We start from the raw sequence: 22,017 nt of genomic DNA on the forward strand, positions 1-22,017 counted from the left end.
CATATTGCCTTACTTATGGAGAGAGGCAAAGCCGATCATGACCAGAACGCGTGTCATCCCATCGGATGGTCACATGGTCGCATTCAACGCGGAGACGGCCCGTCCCGTCGCAGCGGCGCAGGACCCGGCGGCGAGGCCCGGGGCCCTGCGGCGGGCGCGGGCCGCGCCGCCCGCGATGTCAGGCTCCGGCGGTCCGCTTCGGCAGCCTCCAGCCGGGGCGCGGGAAGTGGCACGTGTAGCCGTTCGGGTACTTCTGCAGGTAGTCCTGGTGCTCCGGCTCCGCCTCCCAGAAGTCGCCCGCGGCGGTCACCTCGGTGACGACCTTGCCCGGCCACAGGCCGGAGGCGTCGACGTCGGCGATGGTGTCCTCGGCGACCTTCCGCTGCTCGTCCGAGGTGTAGAAGATCGCGGAGCGGTAGCTGGTGCCGATGTCGTTGCCCTGCCGGTTCAGGGTCGTGGGGTCGTGGATCTGGAAGAAGAATTCCAGCAGCGCCCGGAAGTCGGTCTTGTCGGGGTCGTAGAGGACCTCGATGGTCTCGGCGTGGGACCCGTGGTTGCGGTAGGTGGCGTTGGGCACGTCACCGCCGCTGTAGCCGACCCGTGTGGAGACCACTCCGGGCTGCCGGCGGAACAGCTCTTCCATCCCCCAGAAACAGCCGCCCGCGAGCAGTGCCCTCTCGGTTGCCATGTTCTCTCCCTCGTGTCCTATGTCGATGACTACAGCGGGAGTCGAGGCGGCGTTATTCCAGGTCCCGGTCCCTGGGCCGCGTGGCCCACCCCCGCGTCGCCATACCCCAATGACCAGGGAGAACGCCGTCCACGGCAGCCGTCAGCCGGGGCTCACGGACGACGGGGCCGGCGGGGTGAAGCTACAGGGCAGCCGCTTGTAGCCGTTGATGAACCCGGACATGAGCCGGTCGGGTTCGCCCGCGGTGATGTCCGGCAACCGGTCGAACAGCTCGCGGAACATGACGGTGATCTCCCGCCGGGCCAGGTTGGCGCCCAGGCAGAAGTGCGGGCCGGGACCGCCGAACCCGACATGCGGGTTCGGCGACCGGGTGATGTCGAAGCGATCGGGATCGGTGAAGACCGCCTCGTCCCGGTTGGCGGACCAGTAGAAAAGCGTGACCCGCTCGCCCTTGCGGTAGGTGTGGCCGTTCATCTCGTGGTCGCGTGTGAGGTTGCGGCGCATGAAGATGACAGGGCTGCTGTAGCGCACGATCTCCTCGACGGCCGCCGCGATGCGCCCGTCGAAGTCGGCGAGCAGCAGCTCGCGCTGCTCGGGATGCTCGGTGAACAGCCGCAGCCCGTGCGCGATCGCGTTGCGGGTCGTCTCGTTCCCCGCCACGACCAGCAGCAGGAAGAACGCGGCGAACTCGCGCGGGCTCAGCCGCTCGCCGTCGACGTTCGCGTTCACCAGCGCCGACGTCAGGTCGCCGGTCGGCGCCGCCCGGCGCTCCCGGCCGAGCCGAGCGGCCAGCCGGTGCAGCCGCCACCCCGCCGACGCCACCGTGCCCAGCATGCGCAGTGTCGGCAGCCGCCCCATCTTCGGCTCACCGCCGCCGTACTCCATGGTGGCGCCCACGTACTCGGGGTCGCTGTAGCCGACGATGATGTTGGTCAGCTCCACCACGCGCCGGTGGTGCTGGGCGGGAATGCCCAGCATGTCGCAGATGACCTCGACCGGGAGCCGTGCCGCGGCCTGCGCGACGAAGTCGCCGCCGCCGGCCCGGACCAGCTCGTCCACGATCCGAGCGGCGCGGCGCGCGATGTCGTCCTCGGCCTTGGCGAGCATCTTGGGGCTGAACGCCCGGGAGACGATCCGGCGGATCTTGGCGTGCCGCGGGTCGTCCATGTCGATCATCGAGTTGAAGTACTTGTCCATCCAGCGGGGCATGTCCGCCGGGCTGGTCGCGCTGGGCTCGCTGCTGAAGATCTCCGGGTGGCGGCTGGCCTCGGTCACGTCGGCGTGCCGCACCAGCGCCCACGAACCCGGGCTCTGCGGCAGGAACGGCAGCTTGGGCAGCTCCAGGAAGACCGGTTCCGGCCGGGCGCGCAGCTCCGCGAAGGCCCGGGCCCGCTCGTCCAGCGGGCGGGCCCAGAACCGCAGATCGCTCGGGTCGATGTCCGCCGGTGCCGGCTGTGGGGGGTTCTCCGTCGTCACCGGGCCTCACGCTCCCGTCTCGCCGCGGCCGCTATTTCTGGTGAGGGGGTTCACCAGAAATATCCGGTGTTCAGCGTCCCCAGATTCGCGGCCGCCGTCAAGGGATGGGGCACAATCTGGGCTGTGACGCCCCGGACACCACGCGCGCGCCCCTACGGCGGCGTTCCCGCCGACCAGCGCCGGGCGCGCCGCCGCAGCGCGCTGCTCGCCGCGGGACTGCAACTGCTCGGCACGCAGGGCTGGGCCGCCACGACCGTGCGGAAGGTCTGCGCCGAAGCCGGGCTCAACGACCGCTACTTCTACGAGAGCTTCCCGGACCGCGACGCCCTGCTCCTGGCGATCGTCGACGACCAGGTCGCCCAGGGCACCGCCGTGATCCTGTCCGCCGCCCGCGAAGCACCGCGCCAGGCGCGGGCCCGCACCCGGGCCGTGGTGACCGCCGTGTTCGACTTCCTCACCACCGACCCGCGCCGCGCTCACATCCTCACCCACGCCTTCCCCGCCTCTCCCCTGCTCCAGCGGCGGCGCGTCGAGATCATCCGGAGCCTGGCCGCCATCTTCGCCGCCCAGGCCCACCAGACGCTGGACCACGTGCCCGTCCCCGGCACCGACCTGGAGCTGACCGGCCTGACCCTCACCGCCGGCCTCTGGGACCTGTTCACCGCCTGGTTCCGCGGCGACCTGGACATCGACCGCGACCACCTCATCGACTACACGGTCGCCCTCGTCCTCACGACCACCGACCTGGCCGCTCCGCTCCGCCGGCACCTGCCCTGACCACGGCGCCCCCGCGCCGGGCGCGCTTGCGGATGAGGCGGCGATCGATCCGCCGTCCCCGTTCGGCCGTCAGCCGCGTCCCGAGATGCAGGTCTTTCCCTCGGCGCGGACGTTCGGGCGGCCGGAGTACTTCCAGCGGCAGACGGTCGTGGCGCCGGCTATCGTCCCGTCGCTCCCCTCCGCGTCCCTCGAGCAGGCGACCTGGTCGCCCAGGACCACGGAATAGGGATAACCGTGGGAACCGCAGTAGTCGCCCTGGTCTTGCGGAGTGAGCGTACCGAGGGTCCGTGGTCCCGAAGGGACGGGCTTTCGGGTGGACGGCGGTTTGGGACGGTCATGTTCCGCGGGAGTGCTGGACGGGCTCGGAGTTCTCGGCTTGCTCGACGGTGTTCGCTTGCGCGCGTGCTCGGATTTCGACGGGGTCGTGCGCGGGGCGCTCGGAGCGGAATTCTTGAAAGTGCTGGGCGGGGTAACGGGTCGAGGGCGCGAGGCCTCCCCCTTTTCCGGCCCTGGTATGAGGAAATAGGTGACGCCGGCGATCGCCAGAAGGGTCGCGGCGGTCGCGGCAAGTCGGAGCCGGCGGCGTCCGGGAATGGCGGCCGGGGCCTTTTGATCTGAATCCGTGATGCTCGGCGCGGCCTCCGGCGCGGGTACGGGAGCCTCAGCCGCGAGTACGGGGACCTCTGCTGCGAGTACGGGGGGCTCCGGCGCGAGCACGGATTCGGAGGCCGGTGCCGGCCGGGGTGGGGACACGGGAGGCACGGCCGGCTGCGGGGTGCGGAGGGCGCGCAGGAGGTCGCTCACCTCGGTCGCGGTGGGGCGCCGGGCCGGGTCCTTCTCCAGGCAGGAGCGGACGATGTCGGCGAGATCGCCTTCGAGGCCGTTCAGGTCGGGTTCGCTGTGCAGGACCGCCAGGGCGACCGCGGAGGCGGAGGTCCCGCTGAAGGCTCTCTTGCCGGTGGCGGCGAAGACCATGGCCGCCGCCCAGGCGAACATGTCCGCGGGCGGGCCCGCGAGCTGACCGTCGATGTGCTCGGGCGCCATGTAGCCGGGGGTGCCGACGACCTGGCTGCTGGTGAGCGACTGGCTGAGGTCCAGAGCGCGGGAGATGCCGAAATCGATCACCACCGGGCCGTCGGGGCCGAGCAGGACGTTGCCCGGTTTGAAGTCGCGGTGGACGACTCCGCCCTCGTGGATGGCCGCCAGCGCCGTCACGGTGTTGATCGCCAGCCGGTCGAGCGCCGCGTCGCCGCGCGGCCCCTTCTCCTTGACCGAGGTCTGCAGTGACGGGCCGTCGACGAACTCGCTGACGATGAAGGGCTGGTCGTTGAGCACACCGCTGTCGAGCACCTGCGCGGTGCAGAACGGGGCGACCCTCTTGGCGATCTCGACCTCGGCGAGGAAACGGGAGCGGGCCACCTCGTGAGTGATCAGATGGGGGTGCAGCACTTTGATGGCGGTGCGCCGCTCCCGCTCGTCCCGGCCCAGGTAGACGGTGCCCTGACCACCGGCCCCGAGCCGGCCCTCCAGGCGGTAGCGGCCGATGCTCTCGAGGTCGGTGGGCAGGAGCGGCGACGGCTCGGGCACACTTCCTCCAATGGTCCGATCGGCTTGATCATAGGGAGTGATCCCAAGATCACTGAGCGTTTGGGGCAATCTTGGCGTTCAGCGCCGCCATCCGCTCCTCAGCGTCCCTGAAACCTCCGATTCGTCTCTTCACCCCGAGCCGGGCGACCGCGCCTTACCAACCGGAAGCCGCTGTTCATTCGTCATGGGGGATTTTCTTTGCGACACATCGCCCCGAACCATGGTGAACTCGTATTCCGTCGGTTTGTTCACCGCGACGGCGGTGAAAGACCGCCCGCGGCCAGGCCGCCCTCTGGGGCGGCCTGGCCGCGGCGACGCTCCTGTCCGCCTCCGCCGTCGCCGCCGGGAAGGACCGGGGAACCGGGCGGCCCGGCCGCGCCCGGCCGCGCCCGGCAGCGAACCGCCACGACCACCCGATCGACGTGGAGAAGATGCTCGCCGCGGCGCCTCCGGTGCCGTTCCCGTCAGCCCCTCTTCGCGGCATGGCCGAGGCGGAGGGCCGATATGAGTACAGCGGACCCGCGGGCGCCTGACGCGCTTCTCCGCACCGGAAGGCGGCGGTCAGCGCAATTCGACTTCGACGCCGCGTGCGGTGAGCCTCCCGAGGAGTGCGTCGAGGGTGATCACCGGCGCATTCCGGTGGCGGTCGTGGCCGGCGATGAGGTGCCGGCGAGCCGTCGCCGACTCGTGCCACACCAGGCGGAAGGGAGCCGCAGCGCCCCAGCTCCCGATCAGGCAGTCGTCGAGGGCGTCCAGGTTCCAGCCGAAGTAGCCGCCCGGGCCGTTGATCGCCTCACCGATCGCGCAGTAGAGATCACCGCATCCGCGCGGCTCTCCTCGTCCTCAGCACCGGCCTGCCGTCGCGACTCCGCGGGCCGCCACGGCCCGGGCGCTGCCGTCGGCCAGGCGGTAGCACAGGCCCACGACGGCCGCCTTGCCCTCCTGGACCCGTTCGGCGAGCACCCGGGAGCGGTCCAGCAGCAGGTCGACCGTCTGCCTGATGTGCTCGTCCAGGATCTCGCCGGCGTCCACTCGGCCCGCGGCGCGCGCCGCCAGCACACTGGGCGTCACATGCTCGACGACGTCCCGGACGTATCCGCCAGGCGCCGTCCCCTCGTCCAGGGCCGCGCACGCGGCGGCCACCGCGCCGCACGCGTCATGGCCGAGGACGGCCACCAGCGGGCAGTCCAGCACCTCCACGCCGTACTCGATGCTGCCCAGCACCTCCGCGCCCGTCACGTGGCCCGCGGTGCGCACCACGAACAGGTCGCCGAGACCGCGATCGAAGATGATCTCGGCGGCCAGCCGGGAGTCCGAGCAGCCGAACAGGACACCGAACGGGCTCTGCTCCGGTGCGATCTCGGCGCGCCGCGCCGCGTCCTGGTTCGGGTGCTCCGGAACGCCCGCCACGAAACGCCGGTTACCGGCGAGCAGCAGCTCGAACGCCTCTTGAGGACTCGACGCGATCACGGCCATGGCCGCAGCCTAGGCCACCTCGAATAACCACCGACCGCACGGGGTCCACCGGTCAGAGGCGGCCGGCGCCGGCGATGGGCTCGCCCAGATACTCGGCGCGGCAATCGGCGCACCGCCCGGACCGGCCATAGGCCACGGAGGCGGCCTCTACAGCTTCTGGATCGCCGACCCCACGGATGACTTCCTTTCCTCTCGCAGGTCGCGCGGCCCGCGCCCCGCACGGCGCGCTCCTGCGCCGCCTCGCCGGTCGGGGAAGCATAAGTGCCGAAATCATTTCGGTGATCACTGGTCCGGCTCTCCGCGCGGCAGGTGTTTCGACGCTTCCTGCCAGGAACCATGTAAGGGTCGGTGGATGAGGGCGGCGCCCGGCCGTGTTCGCCGTCGACGACCTGGTGAGGCATGATCTCCCAGCTAACGTGGGAGCTGTTCGGGCAGGGGGCCTTGATGCAGCCGTACGTGGCGGTGCTCGCCCTCTTGGGCCTGGTGACGGCCGTGATCGCGGCCGTCTACGCCCTGTCGTTCGCCTTCGCACCACCCGGGACCATCGGCAGCGGACCGTTTCTCTCCGGTCGGCCGCCGCAGGAGCACGCCGTCTCCCGGTATCACGTGCGCTGGTACGTCGTGACGATGGTCTTCCTCGCCTTCGACATGGAGATGGTCTTCATGTATCCGTGGGCGCTGGTCGTCGCGTCCGTGGGGACGAAGGCCGTCGTCGAGATGTTCGCCTTCCTCGGTCTCCTTCTGGCCGGAGTCGTCTACGCATGGCGTGAAGGGGCCTTCCGATGGGCGTGAGAACACGGCTCCTCCGCTTCGCGGCGGGACGTCCGCCCGTCTTCGTGGCCGCCGCGCCCGGCGGAACGCGGACCCGGCTGCTCGTCGAGTCGGAACTGCGTCGCCGGAACGGGCGGACCGCGGCCTCCCCCGCGGCGGCGTCGGTCCTCGTCGTCTGCGGACGACCGGGCGCGGCGTTGGCCGAGGCTGTGGACGCGGTCTGGGACGCCATGCCGGGCCCGAGGGCGCTGGTGCGGCTGGACGAGGCGGCATCGCGAGCAGAGGTCGACGCAGGGATCGACCGGGCGGTCCGGGAACTCTCCGACGTGGCGGCGCAGCAGGCAGACGCCGCCGAGCGCCGCGAGCGGGGGCCGTGGTCGCCCAGCGGCATGGACGGCCACACGGCTCAGAGCGGTGGGCATGCCGACCACAGCGGTCATGAGCATCACACGGGGCTGGCGATGGCCGGCCGGGCGGACGACCGGGACGGGCTCAAGCTCGACGTGCTCCATGTGCCGCTCGGGCCCGTCCTCAAGGACTGGCCCGCCGGTCTCGTGCTCGGCCTGACCTTGCAGGGCGATGTCGTGCAGGCGGTCGAGGTCGACGTCGCCGAAGGCGCGGCGGGAGGGGTGCCCTACTGGGACGAGCCGTGGCTGCGGGCCGCCGCCGGTGAGCGGGTGACGGTGGGAGAGGCGGAGCGTCGCAGGGCCGCCGGGCACCTCGACAGCGCCGGACGGCTCCTGGCCGTCGCGGGCTGGGAGGGCGCCGCGGAGGAGGCGCGCCTCCTCCGCGATCTGGCCCTCGCCGGGGAGGCGCCCGCAGAGCTGCCGGCCCGGTTCGCGCGGTTCGCGCGCCGCGTGAAGGGGTCGCGGACGTTGCGCTGGATGCTCGGCGGCATCGGCCGGATCGACCAGGGCTTCGCCGGCCGCCATGGCCTCACCGGGCCGCCGGCCCGGCACCCCGGCGACGTCCTCGCCCGCCTGCACGGGTGGCTGGACGGCACCGGCGAGGCGCTCGTCCGGACCGGCGACCCGGCGCCGCTGCGAGGGACCGACGGGCCGCGCGGGCCGGTCGGCGCGATGCCGAGCCGAGCCGTCCTGGCCCTGCTCCCCGAACTGCTCGGCGGCGCGGAGCTGGCCGCGGCGCGGTTGACCGTCGCGAGCCTGGACCCCGACGTGGAGCAGCTGACGGAGACGGCGTGGACGGCCCATGAGTGAGACGACTCCCGCCTGGACCGTCGTGGCGCTCCCGCTCGTCCTGGCGGGGCTCGCCTATTCGGCGGCGGCGATGGACGCGGGGCTCCGCTCCGGCGGCGGGATCGCCGCGCCGCTGCGGGAGGGGGTCCGGCTCATCGTCCAGCAGCGCCGCCGGATGCACGCGGCCGACATGCTGCTGGTGCGCGCCGGTGTGCTGAGCCTTCCGGTCGCGGCCGTGCTGGCGGCGGCGGTGATCCCGCTCGGCCGGACGGCCGTGTGGGACCTGCGGGTCGGCGTCGTGTGGTTCAACGCCATGGAGGTCGTGGCGTGGGCGTCGCTCTGGCTGGCGGGGTGGGGGGTGAACTCGGCGTTCCCGCTGGTCGGGGGCTACCGGCTCGTGGCGCAGGGGCTGGCGTACGAGCTGCCGCACATGTTCGCGCTGATCACCGCGGCACTGGGCGCCGGGTCGCTGGACTTCGGCGAGGTGGCCGCCGCGCAGCACGGGCTGTGGTTCGCGGTGTGGATGCCGGTCGCGTTCGCCGTGTACCTGCTATCGGCGCTCGCGATGGCCTTCTGGGGGCCGATGGGGCATCCGCTGGCGGACGATCTGGCCGGAGGGGCGGCGGCCGAGCTGTCCGGTCCGGACCGGCTGGTGTTCTTCGCCGGGCGGTCCGCGCTGCTGACCGTCGCCGCCGCGGCGGCCGTGCCGCTGTTCCTCGGCGGGGCCTCCGGGCCGTGGCTGCCCGGCTGGGCGTGGTCACTGGTCAAGACGTACGCGGTGCTGGCATTGCTGGTGTGGGTGCGCGGGCGGTTCCCGGTGCTGCGGATGGACCGGTTCATGGCGGCGGCCTGGCTGGTGCTGATCCCCGCCGCGCTGCTGCAGGCGCTCGTCGTCGGGATCGTCGTCCTGACCTGAAGGAGGTCCGATGCAGGCCGTCGCTTTCTGGATCCTGGCCGTGGCCGCCGCCGGTTCCGGCGCGGCCGTCTTCGCCGTGGACTCGATGGCGCGGGCGACGTTCGCCCTGCTGGCCTCGTTCCTGTGCGTCGGGGTCGAGCTGCTGCTGCTCGACCTGCGCTACCTCGGCGTCCTGGTCGTGCTGATGATGATCATGGAGATGCTGGTGATGGCGGTCTTCATGATCATGTACATGATGAACCCCGGCGGGCTCATGCCGATGACGATGGTGCACAACCACCGCTGGGCGATCGGCATCTCCGCCGCCGTGTTCGCCGCGCTGGCGGCCGGAATCCTGCTCATCCCGTGGCCGAAGCGGCAGGGGACTGTCCCGCGCGATCCCGCCTTCTCCCTCGGCCAGGCGATCATGGGCCCGAAGATGCTCGTCATGATGGTGGTCGGCATCGCCATCCTGGCCACCATGATCGCCTCGGTGGTGCTGGCCACCGGCCGGGGCCGCTACGACCGGTCCCCCGGCCGCGAGGACGGTGCGAAGTGAGCCTCGACGCCTTCCTCCTGCTCGCCGCCGCGCTGTTCTCCGTGGGCCTGTACGGGGCGCTGTCCCAGCAGTCGATCGTCATGCTGATGATGGGCCTCGAACTTATGATCAACGCCCTGCTGGTGGCGGGCGGCGCGTTCTGGTTCTACGTCGCGCCCGGCACCGCGGACGGGCAGGTGCTGGTCCTGGTGGCCGTCACGGTGATGGCGCTGGAGATGGCGATGGGATTCGCGGTCGTCACCGCGCTGCTGCGCGCCCGGGACGTGGACACGACCGACGACGCCGGGGACCTGAAGGGATGAGCGTCCTCGCCTGGCTCCTGCCCGCGGTGCCCGCCGGCACCGGTGCCGGGCTGCTCGCCGGGCGCTTCGCTATCGGACGCCGCCTGGACCGTCCGGCGCCCGCCGTCGCGGTGGCCGCCGCGTTCGGCACGCTGTGCCTCGCGGTGGCGGCGGCTCTGGCGCGGCCCTCGGTGCGCTTCCCGCTCTTCGGCCGGTCGCCCGCCGGCCTCGCGGTGGACGGGCTGTCCGCCGCCCTCGCCGTGACGGTCGCGGCGGTGAGCCTCGCCGTCCTGGCGTTCGCCGCCGGGGAGTTCGCCCCGGACGAGTCGAGGGCGCGCTTCTTCGGGCTCATGCTGGTGTTCACCGGCGCCATGCTGGTCACGGTCACCGCGACCGACCTCGCCGTCCTGCTGATGGGCTGGGAGGTGATGGGCGCGATGTCGTACGCGCTCATCGGCTTCTGGTGGCGCGACCGGGAACGCGTCGGCTCGGCGGACGTCTCCTTCCTCACCACCCGCGCCGCTGACCTGGGCCTGTACTTCGCGGCGGGCGCGGCGCAGGCCGGCACCGGCTCGCTCGCCCTCGACGGGCTGGCCGGCGCGCGCGGGCACTGGCGCGACCTGATCGCCGCCGGGGTCGTGCTCGCCGCGCTCGGCAAGTCGGCGCAGCTGCCGTTCTCGTTCTGGCTGTCGCGGGCGATGGCGGGCCCGAACCCGGTGTCGGCGCTGCTGCACTCGGCGACCATGGTGGCCGCCGGGGCGTACCTGCTGCTCCGCCTGCGACCGCTGCTGGACGCGACCGGCTGGGCGGCGGCGCTCGTCGCGTGGACCGGCGCGCTCACCGCGCTCCTCCTCGGCGCGGTGGCGCTCGCCCAGCGCGACCTGAAGCAGCTGCTCGCCGCGTCGACATGCGCGCAGGTCGGCTTCATAATCCTCGGCGCCGGGGCCGGCACGGTGGCGGGCGGCACCGCCCAGCTCGTCGCGCACGCCGCGGTGAAGTGCCTGCTGTTCCTCGGAGCGGGAGCGTGGCTGACCGCGCTCGGGACCAAAGACCTGCGGGAACTCCACGGCGCGGCGCGCCGGTACCGGCTGGTCGGGATCACGTTCGCGATCGGCGCGCTCGCTCTGGCCGGAGCACCGCCGCTGTCGCTGTGGGCGGCCAAGGACGCCGTGCTCGGCGCCGCCCTTGAGGACTCCCCCGCGCTCTATGCGGTCGGCCTCGCCGCCGGGCTCCTGTCAGCGGGTTACGCGGCCCGCGCGCTCGTCGCGGTCGGCCGTCCCGTGGACGCCGGAACGCGCCAGGAGACCGAGCGGACCGGAACCCGGCACGTCGGCCTCCTGGCCAGGGCGCCGCTGCCCGTGCTCGCGGCCGGATCGGCCGTCCTCGGCGTCCTGGCGCTGCCGCCGCTGGACGGATGGTGGCGGCGCCTCGCCGGCGACGCCGAGGCGCCCGCCCCGAGCGCCGCCGGTCTCGCCGCCTCCGGCGCCCTGGCACTGCTCGTCCTCGCCGCGACCTGGGCGCTCACCCGCCGCGGAACCCGGCTCCGCACGGCCTGGACGGCACCGGCCCGCGACTGGCTGCACCTCCAACGGCTGGCCGGGCTGCTCATCGCCCGTCCCGTGCTCGTCCTGGCCACCGCCCTGGCCCGGTTCGACGACCGCGTCATCGACGGCGGCGTCCGCGCGGCCGCCGCGTCCGGCCGTCTCGCCGCGGCGCTGGCCGGACGCCGGGTGGAGTTCCGCGTGGACGGTCTCGTAGCACTCGTCGGCCGGTGCGCCCGCCGTCTCGCCGACCTGGCGCGGCGCCCCCAGACCGGCCAGGTGCACACGTACTACGCGCAGGCCGCCGTCCTGTTCGCCGTGCTCATCCTCATCGCCCTTCTGGTCAGGTGACCGTGCTCTCCCTGGTGATCTTCCTCCCGCTCTCCGCCGCCCTCGGGCTGTGCACCGCGCCCCGGCTCGGCGACCGGGCGGTCACCTGGATCTGGACCGCCGCGAGCGCGGCCGACCTCGCCCTGGTCATCGGGCTGTGGGCCGGGCGCGGGAACGGCGACGGCGTCTCCTACGAGGAGGACGTCCGGTGGATCCCGTCCGTCCGCGCCGGGTACCACGTCGGTGTCGACGGGCTGTCGCTGCCGCTGCTCGCGCTCACCTCGCTGCTGTTCCTGATGTGCGCGGTCCACTCGCTGCGCCGGACCGGGCGGACGCGGGCGTTCGCCGCGCTGTTCCTGTTCCTCCAGACGGTGTCGCTCGGCCTGTTCGCGGCCCTGGACCTGCTGCTGTTCTTCGTCTTCTTCGACCTGTCGATCGTCGGCATGTACTTCGTCATCGCCGGATGGGGGCACGGCGACAGGACGCGGTCGGCGCTGAAGTTCTTCCTCTACACCTTCCTCGGCTCCCTCGTCCTGCTGCTGGGCTTCATCGGCCTCTACCTCGGCGCCGACCCGCACACCTTCGACATGGTCGAGCTGACGCGGACCCCGGCGCTGGCGGGCTCCCCCGGGCTCGCCGGGCTGGTCCTGCTGGCGATCGGCATCGGGTTCGCCATCAAGACACCGGTCGTGCCGTTGCACACCTGGCTGCCGCCCGCGCACACCGACGCGCCCGCCGCCGGGTCGGCGATCCTGGCCGGGATCCTGCTGAAGATGGGCACCTACGGGCTCGTCCGCATCGCGATGCCGATGCTGCCGGACGCCTGGCGCCGCTACATCTGGGTGATCATCATCCTGGGCCTGGTCAGCGTGCTGTACGGGGCGCTGGTCGCCTTCGCGCAGGAGGACGTCAAACGGCTGATCGCCTACACCTCGGTCAACCACATGGGGTACATCATCGTGGCGCTCGGCGCCGCGGGCGCTGCGGGCGACGCGGCGGCGCGGCGGCTCGCGGTGACCGGCGCCGTCACCCAGATGGTGAGCCACGGCCTGATCACCGGGGCGCTGTTCCTGCTGTCAGGCGTCCTTTACGACCGGGCCGACACCTACGACATGGGACGGTTCGGCGGCCTCGCCAGGACCGCGCCGCGGTTCTCCGGGCTCGTCGCGGTCGCCGCGTTCGCCTCCCTCGGGCTGCCGGGACTGTCCGGCTTCATCGCCGAGTTCCAGATCTTCACCGGGGTGATCGGCAGCGGCGGTGCCGGCCTGGTCGCGGTGGGGGCACTGGCGATCCTCGGCATCCTCATCACCGCGGCGCTGTTCCTGCGGCTGCTGCACCGCACCGTCCTCGGGCCGCCCGGCGAGCTCACCTCGCTGGTGACCGACGCGCGCCGCGGCGAGCTCGCCGCGGTCGTGCCGCTGCTGGCGCTGGCGGCCGTCATCGGCGTCGCGCCGCGCTTCCTGCTGGACGTGATCGAGCCGTTCTCCGCCACCGTGGTCTCGCTGGTGGCTCGATGACGCGGGAGAACCCGGCCGACCTGCTGCCGGAGCTGCTCGTCCTCGGCGCGGCGGTGTCCGGGCTCCTGGCCGGGTCGTTCCTGCCCCGCACCCGCCAGTGGATCGTCGCGGCGCTGTGCGTCGCGGGACTGGCCGGAGGCATCGCTGCGGCGGCCCTCGCGTCCCGCCGCGGCGACACGACGGCCTTCGACGCGCTCGTGCTCGACCCCGTCACCCACGTGACGCGCATCGTCGTGCTGTCGGCGACGCTGCTGGTCATCGCGCTCGCCGCCGCGCCGATGCGCGGCCACCGGCGGGAGAGCGAGTTCTACGTGCTCCTCCTGCTGTCCGCGCTCGGCACGGTCGTGCTCGGCGCCGCGTCCGACCTGCTGGTGCTGGTGGCCGCCTACCTCCTGGCGAGCATCCCGGGCTACGCGCTCGCGGGCTTCGGCAGGGACGCGTCCGGCACCGAGGCGGCGCTCAAGTACTACCTGATGGGCGCCTTCCTCGGCATCCTCATGCTGGCGGGCGTCACACTGCTGTACGGGCTCGGCCGCGGCACGTCCTACGGGACGCTCCGCGCCGGACTCGGACCGGCCCCGGACGCCGCGGTCATGGTCGGCGCCGTCCTGCTGCTCGCCGGGCTGCTGTTCAAGGCCGGAGCCGTGCCCGCGCACTTCTGGGTGCCGGACGTCACCGAGGGCGCGCCGCCGGCCGTCGCGGCCTTCGTCACGACCGTCCCGAAGATCGGAGCGTTCGCCGCGCTCTACCGCCTCGCCGTCGAGGCGCTCGCCGGATCCGCGCCCGGCCGGCCGCTGCTCATCGCGGTCATCGCCGCCGCCACCATGACGCTCGGCAACCTCGCGGCGTTCGCGCAGACCAATGTCCGGCGGCTGCTCGCCTACTCGACCATCAGCCAGGCCGGATACCTGCTCCTGCCGGTCGCGGTCGCCGGACGCACCGATCTCGCCCGGCCCGCGCTGCTGTTCTACCTGGCCGCCTACGCCGTCACCAACATCGGCGCCTTCGCCGCCGTCGTCGCCGTCGGCCGCGACGACCTCGCCGCCTACACCGGACTCGCGCGCCGCTCGCCGGCGCTGGCCGTCTCGCTGGTGATCTGCCTGCTCGGGCTGGTGGGCACTCCGCCCACCGCCGTCTTCGTCGGCAAGCTGCTGATGTTCGGCGCGGCCCTGGACGGCCGGTACGCATGGCTCGCCGTCGTCGCCGCCATCAATACGGTCGCCAGCGTCTTCTATTACCTGCGCTGGATCGTCCCTCTCTTCTCCCAGGGCACCGGGACGGAAGCCCCTCTCGACCGCTCCGCCCAATGGACGGCCTACCTGGCGACCGGCGCGTCGCTCGCCCTCGGAATCGGCGGCGGCGTCGTCCTCACCTTCGGCTGAGGCGGTCTTTCAGGGCTTTGGTGATGCGGTCGACGTCGGCGCGGGTCGTGCGCCAGTTGCTGAAGGCGGCTCGGAGTGCGGGCACCCCGGCATAGGTGGTCGGGGTGAGGAAGGCTTCGTCCGCCAGGTCGGCGGCGAGATCGGCGAGCCGCTCGGCGGTGGGGTCCCCGGCCAGGGGAACACCCGCACCTGCAGGTCCCGGTGGCGGGTGAACTGCACGGCGCTGTCGTAGGGGACGTTCAGCCATTTGTGCAGGTCGATGCAGATGGAGTCGGCGGCGTCGAGGCCGGCGACCAGGTCCGCGTGGTCCGGCGACAGCGCCGCGAAGCCGCCGAACGCGGCGTCGACGTGCAGCCAGAAGTCGTGGCGTTCCCGCAGGGCGGCGATGGCGCGGAGATCGTCGTAGTCGGCCGCTCGGCTCTGGCGCTGCTGTCGGCGCATCTGCGTCCCCGGGCCGTGGCCGTGGAGATCCCCACCTACACCGATCCGCTCGCCGGGTTCCGGGCCGCCGGCACGCGCCTGGCCGGGTGCCGGGTGACGGCGGACGGCTGGGATCTGGACCAGCTCGACGACGCGTTCCGGGCCGCGGCGGGCGGGATGGCCTACCTCGTCCCCGATTTCCAGAACCCGACCGGCGCGCTCATGCCGGCGGACGCCCGGCTGACGGTGGCCCGGCTGGCCGAACGGCATCGGGTGACCGTGGTGGCCGATGAGACCATGCGCGATCTCGACCTGCGCGACGGCCCCGCACCGGTCCGGCGGATTCCCGGTTCCGTCCTCATCGGGTCGGCGGCCAAGACGATCTGGGCCGGCCTGCGCGTCGGCTGGATCCGCGGGCCGGCCGCGCTCATCGGCGAGCCGGCGCACCACCCCCTCTGCGAACCGCTGTCGGCGGCGCCGACGCAGCAGCTCGTGGCCGCCGAACTGCTGCGCGACCTGGAATCGCTGCTGCGCGACCGGCGTGCCGTGCTGCGGCGCCAGCGCGATCATCTGTGCGGGCTGCTGGCCGGAGACGACCGCTGGCGGTTCACGGTCCCTCCCGGGGGCCTCGCGCTCTGGGTGCGGCTGACCGCCCTGCGGGCCGATCTCGTCACGGCGCGCGCTCGCGCCCACGGACTCGAGCTCTCCCCGGGGCCGTCGTTCGCCGCCGACGCGACCCACCCGCACCACCTGCGCCTGCCCTACACCCCGCCGATCAGCACGCTGGACCGCGTCGCCGCCGTCCTGGATCTCGCGTGCGGCGGACAGGGGGCGAGGAGCCGGTGACCACGTCCACCGGCCTCCCGGAGGCCAGACGCGCTCATATAGTGGACGATATCCACTATCCTAGAAGGTGTCGGTCGCCGGCCGCACCGCGATTCGGAACGAGCGAGAAGGGGAGTCCGGATGACGCTGCGTTTCGAGCTCGACGGCCTGACCCGGCCCGAGGTCCACCGGCTGCTGGAAGAGCATCTGGCCGACATGCACGCCGCCTCGCCGCCGGAGTCGATCCACGCGCTGGACCTGCGGGAGCTGCGCGACGCCGCGGTCGAGTTCTGGTCGGTCTGGGAGGGGCCCGAGCTGCGCGGCTGCGGGGCGCTCAAAGATCTCGGTGGCGGCGACGTGGAGCTGAAGTCCATGCGGACGGCACAGGCCGCGCGGGGACAGGGCGTCGGAACGGTCACGCTCCGGCACCTGCTGGCGGTCGCCGCCGGGCGCGGGCACCGGCGGGTCCTGCTGGAGACCGGAAGCCAGGACTTCTTCGCGCCGGCCCGGCGGCTCTACGCGCGGCACGGGTTCACCCCCTGCGAGCCGTTCGCCGACTACGTCCACGACCCCAACAGCGTCTTCATGGAATTGCGTTTGGACGGCGGCGCCGTTCCCCTGCCCCGGTCGTGTCCGCGATGACGGAGGGCCCGGACGGTCTCGGACGGCGGGTCAAGGCGGAGCGGAGCCGGCGCGGCTGGTCGCTGGCCCGCCTGGCGGACGCCTCCGGGGTGTCCCGGGCCATGATCAGCAGAATCGAGCGGGGCGAGAGCAACCCGACCGCCGCGGTCGTCGGCAAGCTCTCCGCCGCGCTGGAGCTGAGCATGACCGCGCTGCTGGCACCGGACGAGGGCGAGACCGGCCAGGTGCGGCGCGCCGCCGGCACCCCCCACTGGACGGATCCCGACACCGGCTACCTCCGGCGCCAGATATCGACCCCGGGGTTTCCCGCCGACGTCACCGAGATCGTCCTGCCCGCCGGGGCCCGGGTGCCGATGCCGGCCGGGACGTACGCGTTCATCGCCCAGCTCATCTGGGTCCTGGACGGCGAGCTGACCCTCGTCGAGGGGCCGGCCGCGCACCACCTCGCCGCCGGTGACGCGTTCGAGTTCGGAGCGCCCCAGGCCCGCGAGTTCGTCAACGCCACCACCGCCGACTGCCGCTACGTCGTGGTCGTCACCCGCAAACCCACGGCCTGACTGCTGATTCTCGTGACCGGGTCCCGGGCTCTCCCCCGGACGGCTCTTCGTGAAGCCTGTGAATCGGCCTCCCGCCGCGAGCACCGTTCGACCAAGACGCTGCCGACCGGGGGATGATAATCTTATATCCCTAAAATTCGGCGCGAATGGCGAGAATGGCTCGATGCACACGACGGAAGCAGCAGAAGCCCGCCTCGATGACACGAGCAACGTCCTGGTCGCGCCTCCGACGTTGCGAGACCATGACGTGATCAGAGGTTTCTTCGGGTCCGTGATCACGTACGAGGACCTTGTCCCCGGTGCCCTCGACCTCGCCCAGAAGACCGTTCACCTGTGCGGCGACGTCTCCGGGATCAGCCCACAACGGCTGCATGCGGCGGACCGGGTATTCGTCGTCCGGGAGCTTTCCCACGGGTACCGCGAGGACACCGACGAACCTTGGACCCTCGTCGGTCTCGGCCGGGTACCCATCCGCGTCCACGGCGCCGGCGTGTACTACCGCCGCTTTTTCGACCTCGACTCCGATCACTTCGACCGGATCCGCGCGGAGCACGCGTTCCAGTCACTGACGGAGTCCACCAAGCCCGGAACGGCCCATCGCAGCGGGATCTATCTGACGCCGGTCACGCGGAACGGCGACGAACTGCATTTCCGCCTGCTCCGGTGCTCCACGAACCTCTCGGGGCCGACCGAGGGCTTTCGGCCGACCGACACGCGCATCGTCGAAGCGCTGAACCGCGAGGCCGCCGCCGTCTTTCGCGACCAGGCGCCGCTCAATCACGTCCTCGCTCAGATCTACCACAACACGCCCGCCACGAATGAGCGTAAGCAGTCCAAGGCCAAGATCTCGGCCCATGCCGACAAGACCAAGGACATGCCCGCCAACGGCATCATGGCCTTCTGCACCTTCTATGACCGCCTGGACGGACTGCGGCCTCTGGCCGAAGATTCCTTCGACTACGGTGCGCATGGCGCCAGCGGGCTGACCAGGCTTCACTTTCGCCTCAAAGAGCCGGCCGGAGAACGGGACGGGGGCGCGCTCCCTCCGCAGTTCACCCTCACCCTCCATCCCGGCTCGGTGTTCTTCATGCCGCTGTCCACCAACCGGCTGTACACGCACGAGATCCGGCCGTCGACGCTGGACGCCGGGTCGCTCCCGACCCGCATGGGATACGTGGTGCGCTGCTCGAACGCCGAAGCCGTCCACAAGAACGGCGACACGTACCTCAAGGCGGACGGAGGCCTGGTGAGGCTGGAGGCGCCCACGCCGGCGGGCATGGACGACCTGCGCAGGCTGTACGCCGAGGAGAACAGGACCTCGTCCTTCATCGATTACGGCGACGTGTTCTCCTTCAGCATGAACACGGGAGACTACCTTGCCCCACGGGCCTAGCATTTCGGCCGAGATCCTCTCGTACGCCCTGCCGTGCGAGGAGGACCTCTTCGCGGAACTCTCTGCGTCGACCCTTTGGGAAGACGTAGGGAAAGGCCGCCGTGGTGCCGTGCTCGCCGGGGTCGACGAGGATAATCGCGTGCCGCTCGTGCGCACCACCACTCGATACAGCAGCCCGACGCAGCGTTTCCGGCCGGTGCACGAACGGCTGGCGCAGCGCATCCGAGAAACCGCGGCGCTTCCAGTCGGTTTCAACAACGCTCTCATCGAGACCTATACGAGCGCTTACAGGACGATGAGCAGCCACTCCGATCAAGCGCTCGATCTGGCCGGCGATTCGTTCATCGCCGTCTTCTCCTGCTATCGGCGCGCCGGGGCGGAACCGCCGAGGAAGCTGATCTTCGAGTCGAAAGGGACCGATGACGGCAAGTTCGAGATCCCTCTCGCGCACAACGGCATCGTCGTCTTCTCCACCGACGCGAACCGCCGGCTCAAGCACAAGATCGTGCTGGATCCGTCAGCCCGGACGGCGGACGACCAATGGCTGGGCGTGACCTACCGGACGTCGAAGACCCTCGTCCGGTTCCGCGACGATGACCCGTTCCTCCCGCAAGGTGCGCGCCTCACGCTGGCCGACGAAGAGCAGAGGCGCGAGTTCTACCGGCTGCGGCGCCGTGAGAACGATGAGACGGACTTCGCCTACCCCCCGCTGACGTACACCATCAGCGAAAGCGATCTGATGCCGCCCGTCTGACCTGCACCCGCGGTCACCTCCGCACCGCGTGCTCGACGAGCGTCACCAGGATGTTCTTGGCAGCGTCGGGGCGGCGGACGTCGCAGAGCATGACCGGGACGTCCCGTGCGACGCAGAGGGCCTCGCGGATGTCTTCGGCACGGTAAGGGCGTGCGCCGTCGAACACGTTGGCGGCGACCACGAACGGGATCCGGCGTGCTTCGAAGAAGTCGATGGAGGCGAAGCTCCTGCTCAGCCGGCGGGTGTCGACCAGGACGATCGCTCCGATGGCGCCCTGGGAGAGCCGGTCCCACATGAACCAGAACCGTTCCTGGCCGGGAGTGCCGAACAGGTAGAGGCGGACGCCGCCGGAGAAGGTGAGGCGGCCGAAGTCCATGGCCACCGTCGTGGTGGCCTTGCTCTCGATTCCGCCGAGGTCGTCGGTCCCCACCGAGGCGTCGGTGAGGACCTCCTCGGTGCGCAGCGGGCGCACCTCGCTGACCGCGCCGACCAGCGTGGTCTTTCCCACGCCGAATCCTCCGGCCACGAGGATCTTCAGCGTGTGCCGTGGGACGTCGTCGTCCGGTCCGGGGGCCGACGAGTCATAGACGGCGAAGTTCATCCAGCAACCTCATCAGTATCGTGGGGTCGGGCCGTCCGGTCTCCTGGGACTGCACCGCCTGGGGCAGTTCTTCGATCAGGCCGTACCGGTACAGGTCGTCCAGCAGGATCTCCACGACCCGGAGCGGGAGGTCGGTCCGGGACGCCAGGTCGGCGGGGGTGGACGGGCGGCGGCACAGGTCCAGCAACCGGCGCTGCTCGCGCGAGAGCCACGTCCGGCGGTCGACCGGGCGGCTTGTGGCGACCAGGATGGCGACCAGGTCGAACGCCGGCCCGCGCGGGCGAGTGCGTCCGCGCGTCAGCGCATAGGGGCGGACGACGGGGCCCGCGTCGGATCCGGACCATCGCTCCTTCGGCGCCTCCACGGTCGGCTCCGGGGTCTAGGGAGCCGGCGGCGACGACGGATCGGCGAACTGGGCGGCGGGCCTGGGCGCCGTTGCCATCTGCCGCCTGACCCGCTTGATCAGCATCGCCGTCTCGTAGGCGACGAGGCCCGCGTTGCGTCCGGCGTCGCTGAGGATCGCCAGGCAGCTGCCCTTGCCGGCCGGCACGACGAAGAACAGCCTGCTGTCCAGCTCCACGAAGGTCTGCTGGACGCGCTCGGCCCGGAAGTGCTGCCGCGCACCGTCGGCGAGGCTCTGCAGGCCCGCCGAGAGCGCGGCGAGGAACTCCGCGTCCTGCCTGGTCACGCTCGCGGAGGCGCCCATCACCAGCCCGTCGCGCGACAGCAGGACCGCCTGCCGCACCTCCTCGACCCGTCCCACCAGATCGTCCAGCAGCCAGCTCAGGTCCCTGGACGCCTGGGGCTGGTCGTTCGCGAGGTCCTCACTCGATCGGCGCATCGTCGTCCTTCTCGGTGTCACGCCCGCGCAGCCATCCGGCCTGCAGCGAGTCCATCAGGTTCCGGCTGAAGTCGGGGCTCGGCTCGTCGAAGTCGGGTTCCGCCTGCGGGGGTTCGGGTCCCGCCGCGTCCCGTCGCAGTTGAGGGGCCATGCTCTGCTGCGGGATCCGCCTGGGGAGCCGCCCCGTGACCTCGCTCGACTCGATCCCGCCCGCCGTTTCCGGATGCCACTCGCCGCGCGCGCCCTCCCGATCGCCGTACGAAGGCGGCGCGTCACCGGTGTCCGTCCAAGGCGGCGGGCCGCTCGCGGGCGAGAAGCCGTTGGCGTGGCCCGTGGCGCCGTGGGCCGTCGAGACGTGGGGGAAGCCGGTCGGGTGCGCTGGTGCGGTGGGGGCCGCTTCGGGAAGCTCGGGCCGCAACGGTCTGCCGAGCCGGACTCGTCCGGCGGGTCCCGCGGCGGAACGTTCCGGTTGGAGGAGATCCTCCTGGCTCACCAGCGAGTGAGGGATCAGCACGATCGCCGTGGTGCCCCCGTAGACCGACGCCTCCAGCGTCACCTGGATGCCGTGCCGGGCCGCCAGGCGGGCGACGACGAACAGGCCGAGCCGTTCGGTGTCGACCATGTCGAACTCGGCCGCGCTGGCGAGCCGCTGGTTGAGGGCGTCCCGCTCCGCCGGGTGCAGGCCGAGGCCGCGGTCGACGATCTCCACGACCAGGCCGTTGGCGGCGCTCTCCACCTTGACGGTGACCTCGGTGGTCGGCGGGGAGAAGGCGGCGGCGTTCTCGATCAGTTCCGCCAGCAGGTGGATGACGTCGGCGACCACCTCGCCGACCACGGCCGACGACGCCGCGCCGATCACCTCCACCCGCGTGTAGTCCTCCACCTCCGCGATCGCCGCGCGCACCACGTCCTCGGCCGGGACGGGCCGGTCCCACGCGCGGGCGGTCGGCGCCCCCGCCAGGATCACCAGTCCCTCGGCGTGCCGCCGCATCCGGGTCGTCAGATGGTCCAGGCTGAACAGATCGTCCAGCTCCTCGGCGCTGGCCGCCCGGCGCTCCATCTGGTCCAGCAGCCGCAGCTGCCGGTGCAGCAGCGACTGGCTGCGCCAGGACAGGTTGATGAACACCTGGTTGATGCTCGCCCGCAGCTCGGCCTCCCCCACCGCGGTGGTCAAGGCCGTCCGCTGGACGGTGCCGAACGCGTCCGCGACCTGCGCGATCTCCAGCGTCCTCCCGGTCACCGGCGGCGGGGCCTCGGTCGCCACGTCCACGGGCTCCCCGCGCCGGAGCCGCGCGACCACCCGCGGCAGCCGCTCGTGCGCCAGTTCCTGCGCGGTCCGCTGAAGGGCCCGCAGCTCCTCGGTGATCCGGCGCGCGAACAGCAGCGAGAGCAGCACCGAGGCCACCACGGCCAGCAGCCCGACCCCGCCGGCCAGATACGTCCGCAGCAGGATGCCGTGCTCGATCGGCTCGATCCGCGTGCGGCGCAGCGCCTCGCCGCCCTTCTGC

At 72.0% G+C, this 22,017-nt stretch carries 24 protein-coding genes; 14 read left to right on the plus strand and 10 right to left on the minus strand.

Annotated elements, in window-relative coordinates; all coding sequences use genetic code 11:
* Window positions 1-178 precede the first annotated feature (178 nt).
* Window positions 179-688, minus strand: coding sequence for a peptide-methionine (S)-S-oxide reductase MsrA (msrA, locus tag F8568_RS27915; RefSeq protein ID WP_151596666.1), 510 nt, complete (start codon window positions 686-688; stop codon window positions 179-181).
* Between the two features lie 141 nt (window positions 689-829).
* On the minus strand, window positions 830-2,164 hold the full coding sequence (locus tag F8568_RS27920) for a cytochrome P450 (RefSeq protein ID WP_151596667.1): 1,335 nt from the start codon (window positions 2,162-2,164) through the stop codon (window positions 830-832).
* Between the two features lie 123 nt (window positions 2,165-2,287).
* On the opposite strand from F8568_RS27920, the gene F8568_RS27925 reads away from it, so the two are divergent.
* Window positions 2,288-2,941, plus strand: coding sequence for a TetR/AcrR family transcriptional regulator (locus F8568_RS27925; RefSeq protein WP_160573782.1), 654 nt, complete (start codon window positions 2,288-2,290; stop codon window positions 2,939-2,941).
* A 69-nt stretch (window positions 2,942-3,010) separates the two neighbouring features.
* On the opposite strand, the gene F8568_RS27930 is transcribed toward F8568_RS27925, so the two are convergent.
* From F8568_RS27930 to F8568_RS27940, 3 genes are all read right to left on the minus strand, one after another.
* Window positions 3,011-4,528, minus strand: coding sequence for a serine/threonine-protein kinase (locus F8568_RS27930; protein ID WP_160573783.1), 1,518 nt, complete (start codon window positions 4,526-4,528; stop codon window positions 3,011-3,013).
* A gap of 561 nt (window positions 4,529-5,089) precedes the next feature.
* Window positions 5,090-5,329 (minus strand): barstar family protein, encoded by a 240-nt coding sequence (locus F8568_RS47060; RefSeq protein ID WP_407924490.1) that lies wholly within the window; start codon window positions 5,327-5,329, stop codon window positions 5,090-5,092.
* A gap of 42 nt (window positions 5,330-5,371) precedes the next feature.
* Window positions 5,372-6,004 carry a carbonic anhydrase gene (locus F8568_RS27940; protein WP_151596670.1) on the minus strand — a complete coding sequence of 211 codons (633 nt, stop codon included), beginning with the start codon at window positions 6,002-6,004 and terminating at the stop codon, window positions 5,372-5,374.
* Window positions 6,005-6,403: 399 nt separating this feature from the next.
* Here F8568_RS27940 and F8568_RS27945 point away from each other — a divergent pair, with 399 nt between their 5' ends.
* Genes F8568_RS27945 through F8568_RS27980 form a run of 8 tightly spaced genes read left to right on the plus strand, consistent with a single transcriptional unit; the run spans window position 6,404 to window position 14,476 of the window.
* The gene (locus tag F8568_RS27945) at window positions 6,404-6,796 is read left to right on the plus strand and encodes an NADH-quinone oxidoreductase subunit A (RefSeq protein WP_236009223.1); all 393 of its coding nucleotides are present in this window, start codon (window positions 6,404-6,406) and stop codon (window positions 6,794-6,796) included.
* A complete protein-coding gene (locus tag F8568_RS27950) occupies window positions 6,787-7,992 on the plus strand; it encodes a hypothetical protein (RefSeq protein ID WP_151596671.1) in 1,206 nt (401 codons plus the stop codon). The genes F8568_RS27945 and F8568_RS27950 overlap by 10 nt, the downstream gene beginning before the upstream one ends.
* Entirely contained in the window at window positions 7,985-8,887 is a 903-nt protein-coding gene (locus tag F8568_RS27955; protein ID WP_151596672.1) for a complex I subunit 1 family protein, read from the plus strand. The genes F8568_RS27950 and F8568_RS27955 overlap by 8 nt, the downstream gene beginning before the upstream one ends.
* Before the next feature lie 10 nt (window positions 8,888-8,897).
* Entirely contained in the window at window positions 8,898-9,425 is a 528-nt protein-coding gene (locus F8568_RS27960) for an NADH-quinone oxidoreductase subunit J (protein ID WP_151596673.1), read from the plus strand.
* Window positions 9,422-9,727, plus strand: coding sequence for an NADH-quinone oxidoreductase subunit NuoK (gene nuoK, locus F8568_RS27965; protein WP_151596674.1), 306 nt, complete (start codon window positions 9,422-9,424; stop codon window positions 9,725-9,727). The genes F8568_RS27960 and nuoK overlap by 4 nt, the downstream gene beginning before the upstream one ends.
* Complete coding sequence (locus F8568_RS48675; RefSeq protein ID WP_151596675.1) at window positions 9,724-11,598, plus strand: proton-conducting transporter transmembrane domain-containing protein; 1,875 nt, start codon at window positions 9,724-9,726, stop codon at window positions 11,596-11,598. Before nuoK ends, F8568_RS48675 begins: the two co-directional genes overlap by 4 nt.
* The gene (locus F8568_RS27975) at window positions 11,595-13,094 is read left to right on the plus strand and encodes a complex I subunit 4 family protein (protein ID WP_328601046.1); all 1,500 of its coding nucleotides are present in this window, start codon (window positions 11,595-11,597) and stop codon (window positions 13,092-13,094) included. Before F8568_RS48675 ends, F8568_RS27975 begins: the two co-directional genes overlap by 4 nt.
* Window positions 13,091-14,476, plus strand: a complete 1,386-nt coding sequence (locus tag F8568_RS27980; protein WP_151596676.1) for an NADH-quinone oxidoreductase subunit N — start codon at window positions 13,091-13,093, stop codon at window positions 14,474-14,476. The genes F8568_RS27975 and F8568_RS27980 overlap by 4 nt, the downstream gene beginning before the upstream one ends.
* Before the next feature lie 9 nt (window positions 14,477-14,485).
* Here the strand turns inward: F8568_RS27980 and F8568_RS27985 are convergent, their stop codons facing one another.
* The gene (locus F8568_RS27985; protein WP_236009224.1) at window positions 14,486-14,917 is read right to left on the minus strand and encodes a pyridoxal-dependent decarboxylase; all 432 of its coding nucleotides are present in this window, start codon (window positions 14,915-14,917) and stop codon (window positions 14,486-14,488) included.
* 15 nt (window positions 14,918-14,932) lie between these two features.
* Here F8568_RS27985 and F8568_RS27990 point away from each other — a divergent pair, with 15 nt between their 5' ends.
* From F8568_RS27990 to F8568_RS28010, 5 genes are all read left to right on the plus strand, one after another.
* Entirely contained in the window at window positions 14,933-15,742 is an 810-nt protein-coding gene (locus F8568_RS27990) for an aminotransferase class I/II-fold pyridoxal phosphate-dependent enzyme (RefSeq protein ID WP_328601047.1), read from the plus strand.
* A gap of 120 nt (window positions 15,743-15,862) precedes the next feature.
* Window positions 15,863-16,363 (plus strand): GNAT family N-acetyltransferase, encoded by a 501-nt coding sequence (locus tag F8568_RS27995; protein ID WP_151596678.1) that lies wholly within the window; start codon window positions 15,863-15,865, stop codon window positions 16,361-16,363.
* The gene (locus F8568_RS28000) at window positions 16,360-16,920 is read left to right on the plus strand and encodes a helix-turn-helix domain-containing protein (RefSeq protein ID WP_151596679.1); all 561 of its coding nucleotides are present in this window, start codon (window positions 16,360-16,362) and stop codon (window positions 16,918-16,920) included. The genes F8568_RS27995 and F8568_RS28000 overlap by 4 nt, the downstream gene beginning before the upstream one ends.
* A 163-nt stretch (window positions 16,921-17,083) precedes the next feature.
* Window positions 17,084-18,313 carry a hypothetical protein gene (locus F8568_RS28005; protein ID WP_151596680.1) on the plus strand — a complete coding sequence of 410 codons (1,230 nt, stop codon included), beginning with the start codon at window positions 17,084-17,086 and terminating at the stop codon, window positions 18,311-18,313.
* Between the two features lie 109 nt (window positions 18,314-18,422).
* Window positions 18,423-19,067, plus strand: a complete 645-nt coding sequence (locus tag F8568_RS28010) for a hypothetical protein (RefSeq protein WP_328601048.1) — start codon at window positions 18,423-18,425, stop codon at window positions 19,065-19,067.
* Window positions 19,068-19,080: 13 nt separating this feature from the next.
* On the opposite strand, the gene F8568_RS28015 is transcribed toward F8568_RS28010, so the two are convergent.
* The 4 genes from F8568_RS28015 to F8568_RS28030 form a co-directional block, all read right to left on the minus strand.
* Complete coding sequence (locus tag F8568_RS28015; protein WP_151596682.1) at window positions 19,081-19,668, minus strand: GTP-binding protein; 588 nt, start codon at window positions 19,666-19,668, stop codon at window positions 19,081-19,083.
* Entirely contained in the window at window positions 19,649-20,032 is a 384-nt protein-coding gene (locus tag F8568_RS28020; RefSeq protein WP_151596683.1) for a DUF742 domain-containing protein, read from the minus strand. The genes F8568_RS28015 and F8568_RS28020 overlap by 20 nt, the downstream gene beginning before the upstream one ends.
* A 15-nt stretch (window positions 20,033-20,047) precedes the next feature.
* Window positions 20,048-20,509, minus strand: coding sequence for a roadblock/LC7 domain-containing protein (locus F8568_RS28025; protein WP_151596684.1), 462 nt, complete (start codon window positions 20,507-20,509; stop codon window positions 20,048-20,050).
* The coding region (locus F8568_RS28030; protein ID WP_151596685.1) for a sensor histidine kinase at window positions 20,493-22,017 on the minus strand (1,525 nt) is incomplete at its 5' end. The genes F8568_RS28030 and F8568_RS28025, both read right to left, overlap by 17 nt.

The sequence above is a fragment of the Actinomadura physcomitrii genome, assembly GCF_008923205.2.
GTDB classification, from domain to species: Bacteria; Actinomycetota; Actinomycetes; order Streptosporangiales; family Streptosporangiaceae; genus Spirillospora; species Spirillospora physcomitrii.